Source organism: Actinomadura sp. NPDC000929, assembly GCF_040492065.1.
In the GTDB taxonomy this organism is placed as follows: domain Bacteria; phylum Actinomycetota; class Actinomycetes; order Streptosporangiales; family Streptosporangiaceae; genus Spirillospora; species Spirillospora verrucosospora.
Window position 1 is genome coordinate 25,818 of the sequence record NZ_JBEUPA010000095.1, and the last position, 6,286, is coordinate 32,103.

The following is a 6,286-nucleotide window of genomic DNA, read 5'->3' on the forward strand; positions in this document are numbered from 1 at the left end:
ATGGAGCGCATCGATCCGGCGGTCGAGGAGGCCGTCGACACTCTCGGCCTGAGCGAGCCCACCCGGCGCCGGCTGCTCAGCGGCGCCGGCCTGGTCAGCGCGACGGCGGCCGCTTCGGCGCTGCTGGCCGCCTGCTCCTCGGACAACAAGAGCTCGTCCTCGGCAGCGGGCGGGCCCGGGCACTTCCCGAAGACGCCGAACTGGAAGTTCGTGTTCGTCAACCATGTCACCACGAACCCGTTCTTCACGCCGACGCAGTACGGCGCGCAGGACGCCTGCGCCCTGCTGGGCTGCTCGTTCCAATGGACGGGCTCGCAGAACTCGGCGGTGCCGGAGATGGTCAGCGCCACCAACGCGGCCATCTCCGGCAAGGCCGACGGGCTCGCGGTCGCCGTGGTGGACAAGGCCGCCTTCCGGCAGCCGGTGGACAACGCGCTGAAGGCCGGGATCCCGGTGGTGTCCTACAACGCCGACGGCGCCAAGGACGACCCCGGCAGCAGCCGGCTCTCCTACATCGGCCAGGACCTGTACACCTCCGGCTACCAGCTCGGCGCCAAGATCGCGGGGCTGATGTCCGGGGGAGACGCGGTCGGCTTCATCGCCACCCCGGGCTCGCTCAACATCCAGCCGCGCATCGACGGCGCCCAGGACGCCATCAAGGCGTCCGGCAAGCCGATCAAGTTCACCTCGGTGGCCACCGGCGCCGAGGTGCCCAAGGAACTGTCGACCGTCGACGCCTACGCCCAGGGCCACAAGGACATCAAGGGCATGTTCGCGGTGGACGCCGGCTCGACCGAGGCCATCGGCAAGGTCATGCAGAAGTACGGCCTCAAGGGCAAGGGCGTGGTCGCGGGCGGGTTCGACCTCACCCCGGGCACGCTGGCCGCCGTCAAGTCCGGGGACCTGGACTTCACCATCGACCAGCAGCCGTACCTGCAGGGATTCCTGCCGGTGATGGCCCTCTGGTTCTACAAGCTGTCCGGCGGGCTGGTCTTCCCCCCGATGACCAACACCGGCCTGACCTTCGTCAACAAGCAGACCGTCGGCCCGTACCTGTCGACCAAGACACGGTACGAGGGGTCCAGCCCGGCCCAGCAGCTGGTGCCGCGGTCCGGCGCCATCGCTCACGTCTGACACGAGGAGGACGGAGTGAGCGAGAGCACCGTACGGGACCAGGCAGCGGCCCCGGGCACGCCACCGCGGCGGCGTGCCCGGGGGCTGCCCGGCCTCGCCACCGACGCGTTCCTGCGCCGCCGGGAGGCGACCATCCTCCTGGTGGCGCTCGGACTGCTGATCTACTTCCAGACCGCCAAGTCGGTCTTCCTGAGCCACGACAACCTGGTCAACGTCTCCCAGGGCACCGCGCCCTACGCCATCATCGCGGTCGGCGAGGTGTTCCTGCTCGTCAGCGGCGAGATCGATCTGTCGGTCGGCATGGTCTTCGCGCTGGCGCCCTTCCTCATGCACTACATGGTCGACTTCTCCGGCGTCTACCCGATCATCGCGATCGTGCTCGCGGTCCTCGCCGGGGCGCTCATCGGGCTCGGCAACGGGCTGGTGACAGTTGTGCTGAGGGTGCCGTCGTTCGTCGCCACCCTCGGCTCGATGTTCCTGGTGCAGGGCATCATGCTCACCACCTCCCACGCCTACCCGGCGCAGATCCCCGAAGCGGCCGACGGCCTGGCGGGCTGGTTCGGGCGCGCCCCCTGGGCGGAGCTGACCTGGTGCCTGGTGATCGTGGTCTTCTTCCACCTGGTGCTCACCCGCACCCGGTGGGGACTGCACACGGTCGCGACCGGCGGCAACCCGCTCGGCGCCGCGGAGGCGGGCATCCGCACCGGCCGTATCAAGATCGGCAACTTCATGCTCACCGGGGCGCTCGGCGCGTTCGCCGGCATCCTGGAGGCCTTCCGGGTCGGCTCCATCGATCCGAGCTCGGGCGGGTCGAACGCGATGTTCATCGCGGTCTCGGCGGCGGTCATCGGCGGCACCGCCCTGGCCGGCGGCTCGGGGACCGTGGTCGGCGCGCTGCTCGGCGCGCTGGTGCTGGCCGAGATGCAGAACGGCTTCAACCTCATCGGGATCAGCGCCAACCCGTTCAACATCATCCTCGGGTCGGCGATCATCATCTCGATGGTGCTGAACGTCCACCTGGCCCGGTTGCGAAGGGCGGGGCGCTCATGAGCGACGCTCTGCGGGTGGAGGGCATCAGCAAGCGCTTCGGCGGCGTGGAGGCCCTCGCCGACGTCACGCTGCGCCTCGGCAAGGGCGAGGTGCTCGGCCTCATCGGCGACAACGGCGCCGGGAAGTCCACCCTCATCAAGATCATCAGCGGTTTCCAGCGGCCGGACTCCGGACGCATCCTCATCGACGGGACGGAGGTGAGCCCGCGCTCGGTGGACCACGCCCGCTCTCTCGGCGTCGACACCGTCTACCAGGACCTCGCTCTGGTCAACGAGCTCAGCGTCTACCACAACATGTTCCTCAACCGGGAGCTGGTGCGCTGGCCGCTGCTCAGCAACCGCGCGATGCGCCGGCGGGCCGCCCGCCAGCTGGCCGACATGGGGGTGCGGATCCCGTCGGTGGACGTCGAGGTCGCCAAGCTGTCCGGCGGCCAGCGGCAGGCGATCGCGGTCGCCCGCTCGGTCTACTCCGACGCCCGCATCCTGCTGCTCGACGAGCCGCTGGCCGCGATGGGCGCCAAGGAGGGCACGATGATCCTCGACCTCGTCCGCGACCTCAAGGAGCGCGGCGAGGTGTCGATCATCATCATCGCGCACAACTACGCGCAGGTCCTCGACGTGTGCGACCGGGTCAACCTGCTGCAGCACGGCCGGATCTCCTTCGACAGGCCGACGTCCGAGACGTCCCTGCAGGAGCTGACCGACCTGGTCGTCGCCGACTACCGGCGCGGCCGGGGCCTGTAGACGCCCTCCGGGCCGGGCGCGCCGAGCCCGGCCCGGAGGCGTGACCCGCCGGCGCGACCGCGCCCGCCGGATGCGGGCACCGGCGCCGCCGCTCCGGCCCCTACCGGGCGCCTCCGACGATCTCCCGCAGGGGGAAGCGCTGGAGCTTGCCTGTGGTGGTGCGGGGGAGTTCGCCGACGAACCGGACCGACCTCGGGTACTTGTACGGGGCGATCGTCCGCTTGGTGAAGTCCTGCAGCTCGGCGGCCTTGTCCGCGTCCCCCTCGACCCCGTCGCGCAGCACCACGAACGCCGTCACCACGGCGCCGCGGTCGGGATCGGGGGCGCCGACCACTCCGCATTCGAGCACGTCCGGATGCTCGATCAGCGCCTGCTCGACCTCGGGTCCGGCGATGTTGTAGCCGGACGAGATGATCATGTCGTCGCTGCGGGCCTGGTACCAGAAGTAGCCGTCGGCGTCGCGGACGTAGGTGTCGCCGGTGATGTTCCACCCGTCCTGGACGTAGGCCTTCTGCCGGGTGTCGGCGAGGTAGCGGCAGCCGGTCGGGCCGCGCACCGCGAGCTGCCCGGGGGTCCCGTCCGGCACCGGCCGGCCGGCGGCGTCGACCACGGCCGCCCGGTAGCCGGGGACCGGGACGCCCGTCGCGCCGGGCCTGATGTCGTCGTCGGCGGCCGCGACGAAGATGTGCAGCATCTCCGTCGAGCCGATCCCGTCGATGATCCGCACGCCCGTCTCCTCGTGGAACGCCCTCCACACCGCCGCCGGGAGGTGCTCGCCCGCCGAGACGCAGCGCCGCACCCCGGCCAGCCGCCCGGCCAGCCCGGCGGCCAGGATGGCGCGGTAGGTCGTCGGCGCGGTGAACAGCACCGTCACGCCGTGCCCGGCCGTGATCTCGGCGAGCTCGGCCGGGGCCGCCTTCTCGACCAGCAGGGCCGAGGCGCCCGCCCGGAGCGGGAACACCAGCAGCCCGCCCAGCCCGTAGGTGAACCCCAGCGGCGGCGACGCGGCGAAGACGTCGTCCGGAACGGGCTTGAGGAGGTGCCGGGAGAAGGTGTCGGCGATCGCCAGCACGTCGCGGTGGAAGTGCATCGTGGCCTTGGGGCGTCCGGTGGTGCCCGAGGTGAACGCCAGCAGCGCGACGTCGTCGGCCGCGGTGTCGACGTCCTCGAAGACGCCGTCCTTGGTCGCCGCCCGGGACACCAGGTCGCCGGCGTCGTCCGAGCCGTAGGGCACGGTCCGCATCCCGGGAGTCCGCGCCGCGGCCAGGTCGTCCAGGAAGCGGTGGTCGCACAGCGCCAGGCTCGGCCCGGCCAGCTCGGCGATGGTCGTCAGCTCCCGCGCGCGCAGCATCGGCATGGTCGTGATCACCACGCCGCCCGCCTTGAGCACGCCGAGCCAGGCCGCGGCGAGCCACGGGTTGTTCGGCCCGCGCAGCAGCACGCGGTTGCCGGGCACCAGCCCGAGGTCGTCGACCAGCACGCGGGCCACCTGGTTCGCCCGCCGCAGCACGTCGCCGTAGGTCCACAGGAGGCCGCCGGGGGTGCGCAGGCAGGGCCGGTCGGCGCCCACCGCCCTCACCGTCTCGTCCAGCAGGACGTGCGCGCAGTTGAGCCGGTCGGGGTAGGCGACCTCCGGGATCGTGAAGTCGAAGTCGGGCCATTCGTCGCGGGGAGGCAGGTTGTCGCGGCAGAACGTGTCGACGTGCGCGGAGGCGCTGAGCTCCATCGGGCCACCTCTCCATCCACGGCGGGCGAACGCCCCGGCCGGTGCGCCGGAGGCGTCGCGCTGGAATGAGCGCGGTCAGCGGGTGCGCTACAAAAAAATATAGCCGCGACGGGCGTGCCGTGGTAGTGGACCGGCGCCCCGGCCGCGGCGTCCCGCGCCGGCGGCCCTGGCCGCAACCGGCCTCGGCTCCGGCCCGGTGCCGGGACCCGCCGCATTGTTTAGCCATTGACTTATATAAGTCGCGTCGAAATAATAGCGTGATGCACGTGTTCGATGTCCTGGGAGACCCGGTGAGGCGCCGGATCCTGGAGCTGCTCGCCGACGGCGAGCAGACCTCCGGCGCCATCGCCGCGGTCATCCAGGCCGAGTTCGGGATCTCGCAGCCGGGGGTGTCCCAGCACCTGCGCGTGCTGCGGGAGAGCGGGCTCGCGACGGTCCGGGCGCGGGGTGCCCACCGCCTCTACGCCGTCGACTCCGCGACCCTGCGGGAGATCGACACGTGGCTGGAGCGCTTCCGCGGGTTCTGGACCCAGCATCTGGACGCGCTGGAAGCCGAGTTCGAGGACAAGTAGCCCGTCAGGCCCCGAGGAACTCGCCGCCGTTCAGATGCAGGGTCGCCCCCGTCACGTGCGGATGGGAGACGAGGAAGACGACGGCGTCGGCGCACTCGTCCATCGACAGGGTCCGCTCCAGCAGGGAGGCCTCGCGATGGCGGGCCCGGAAGTCGGGTGTCATGCGCCGGGCCACGGGGGAGTCCTCGACGATGCTGGGGGACAGGGCGTTGACCCGGACGTCCGGCGCGAGTTCCTTCGCCAGCGTCCGGACCAGGGCGATCGTGGCCCCTTTCGCCGCCGCGTAACACGGGTCGTAGCTTCCGCGGTAGGCGGCCGGGGACGAGAGGAAGACGATGCTCGACCCCTTCGCCAGCAGATGACGTGCGCTCCTGATGAACAGGAGCGGACCGGTGACATGCGTGGCGAACATCGCCGTCGCGTGCCGCCCGGTCAGCTCGGCGAGCGAGGCGCTCGGCTCCAGGTTCGTGGCGACGACGAGCGCGTCCAGCGGGGGGCACGCCGCCGCCGCCGCGACGACCGAGGCCTCGTCTTCGATGTCGAGGCCGATGTCGGCCCGCGGCGACCGCGACGCCACCAGGCACTCCCACCCGGCGCCCCCCAACCGCCGGGCCACGGCGCCGCCGATCGCGCCCAGCCCTCCGATCACGAGCGCGCGCCGCGGGTCTGCTTCCCGTGCCTGCACCGTGCGGCTAACGCGCGACCGTGCCCGGGGACGGCGCGTCGGGCACTGACGTGGACTTGGGCACGCCCTTGAAGGTGAACTTGGCGTTCTCGGCGGTGTCGGTGTTGTCGGAGTCGAAGCCCTCGGTGCCGACGATGACGATCTGGCCGGGCTTGAGCTCGTTGTAGAGGATCTTCTCCGACAGGGTGTCCTCGATCTCGCGCTGGATGGTGCGGCGCAGCGGCCGCGCTCCCAGCACCGGGTCATAGCCCCGGATCGCCAGCAGGTCCTTGGCCTCCTGGCGCAGCTCGATGCCCATGTCGCGGTCGTGGAGCCGCTGGTCGACCTTGGCGATCATCAGATCCACGATCTGGATGATCTCCTTGGGCGTGAGCTG

General features: G+C 71.3%; 7 protein-coding genes. 4 read left to right on the top strand and 3 right to left on the bottom strand.

The genetic code is table 11. The features are described from left to right. From ABWI04_RS27825 to ABWI04_RS27835, 3 genes are read left to right on the top strand one after another with little or no spacing between them, the layout of a single operon-like run. Positions 1–1,134, top strand: coding sequence for a sugar ABC transporter substrate-binding protein (locus ABWI04_RS27825; RefSeq protein ID WP_345175973.1), 1,134 nt, complete (start codon positions 1–3; stop codon positions 1,132–1,134). Between the two features lie 15 nt (positions 1,135–1,149). After that, the gene (locus ABWI04_RS27830) at positions 1,150–2,184 is read left to right on the top strand and encodes an ABC transporter permease (RefSeq protein ID WP_345175971.1); all 1,035 of its coding nucleotides are present in this window, start codon (positions 1,150–1,152) and stop codon (positions 2,182–2,184) included. Then, on the top strand, positions 2,181–2,927 hold the full coding sequence (locus ABWI04_RS27835; protein WP_179848675.1) for an ATP-binding cassette domain-containing protein: 747 nt from the start codon (positions 2,181–2,183) through the stop codon (positions 2,925–2,927). The genes ABWI04_RS27830 and ABWI04_RS27835 overlap by 4 nt, the downstream gene beginning before the upstream one ends. Before the next feature lie 100 nt (positions 2,928–3,027). On the opposite strand, the gene ABWI04_RS27840 is transcribed toward ABWI04_RS27835, so the two are convergent. After that, positions 3,028–4,653, bottom strand: coding sequence for an AMP-binding protein (locus ABWI04_RS27840; protein ID WP_353834293.1), 1,626 nt, complete (start codon positions 4,651–4,653; stop codon positions 3,028–3,030). Positions 4,654–4,913: 260 nt separating this feature from the next. On the opposite strand from ABWI04_RS27840, the gene ABWI04_RS27845 reads away from it, so the two are divergent. Beyond that, complete coding sequence (locus ABWI04_RS27845; protein ID WP_345175967.1) at positions 4,914–5,225, top strand: ArsR/SmtB family transcription factor; 312 nt, start codon at positions 4,914–4,916, stop codon at positions 5,223–5,225. A gap of 4 nt (positions 5,226–5,229) precedes the next feature. Here ABWI04_RS27845 and ABWI04_RS27850 read toward each other — a convergent pair whose 3' ends face one another. Further along, positions 5,230–5,874 carry an SDR family NAD(P)-dependent oxidoreductase gene (locus ABWI04_RS27850; RefSeq protein WP_345175965.1) on the bottom strand — a complete coding sequence of 215 codons (645 nt, stop codon included), beginning with the start codon at positions 5,872–5,874 and terminating at the stop codon, positions 5,230–5,232. Positions 5,875–5,917: 43 nt separating this feature from the next. Continuing rightward, the coding region (locus tag ABWI04_RS27855; protein ID WP_502913174.1) for a ClpB D2-like domain containing protein at positions 5,918–6,286 on the bottom strand (369 nt) is incomplete at its 5' end.

Bases quoted from the DNA above. Each gene is read 5' to 3' on its own strand.
- ABWI04_RS27825 (WP_345175973.1), top strand. From the start codon at position 1: ATGGAGCGCATCGATCCGGCGGTCGAGGAGGCCGTCGACACTCTCGGC.
- ABWI04_RS27835 (WP_179848675.1), top strand. From the start codon at position 2,181: ATGAGCGACGCTCTGCGGGTGGAGGGCATCAGCAAGCGCTTCGGCGGC.
- ABWI04_RS27840 (WP_353834293.1), bottom strand. From the start codon at position 4,653: ATGGAGCTCAGCGCCTCCGCGCACGTCGACACGTTCTGCCGCGACAAC.
- ABWI04_RS27845 (WP_345175967.1), top strand. From the start codon at position 4,914: ATGCACGTGTTCGATGTCCTGGGAGACCCGGTGAGGCGCCGGATCCTG.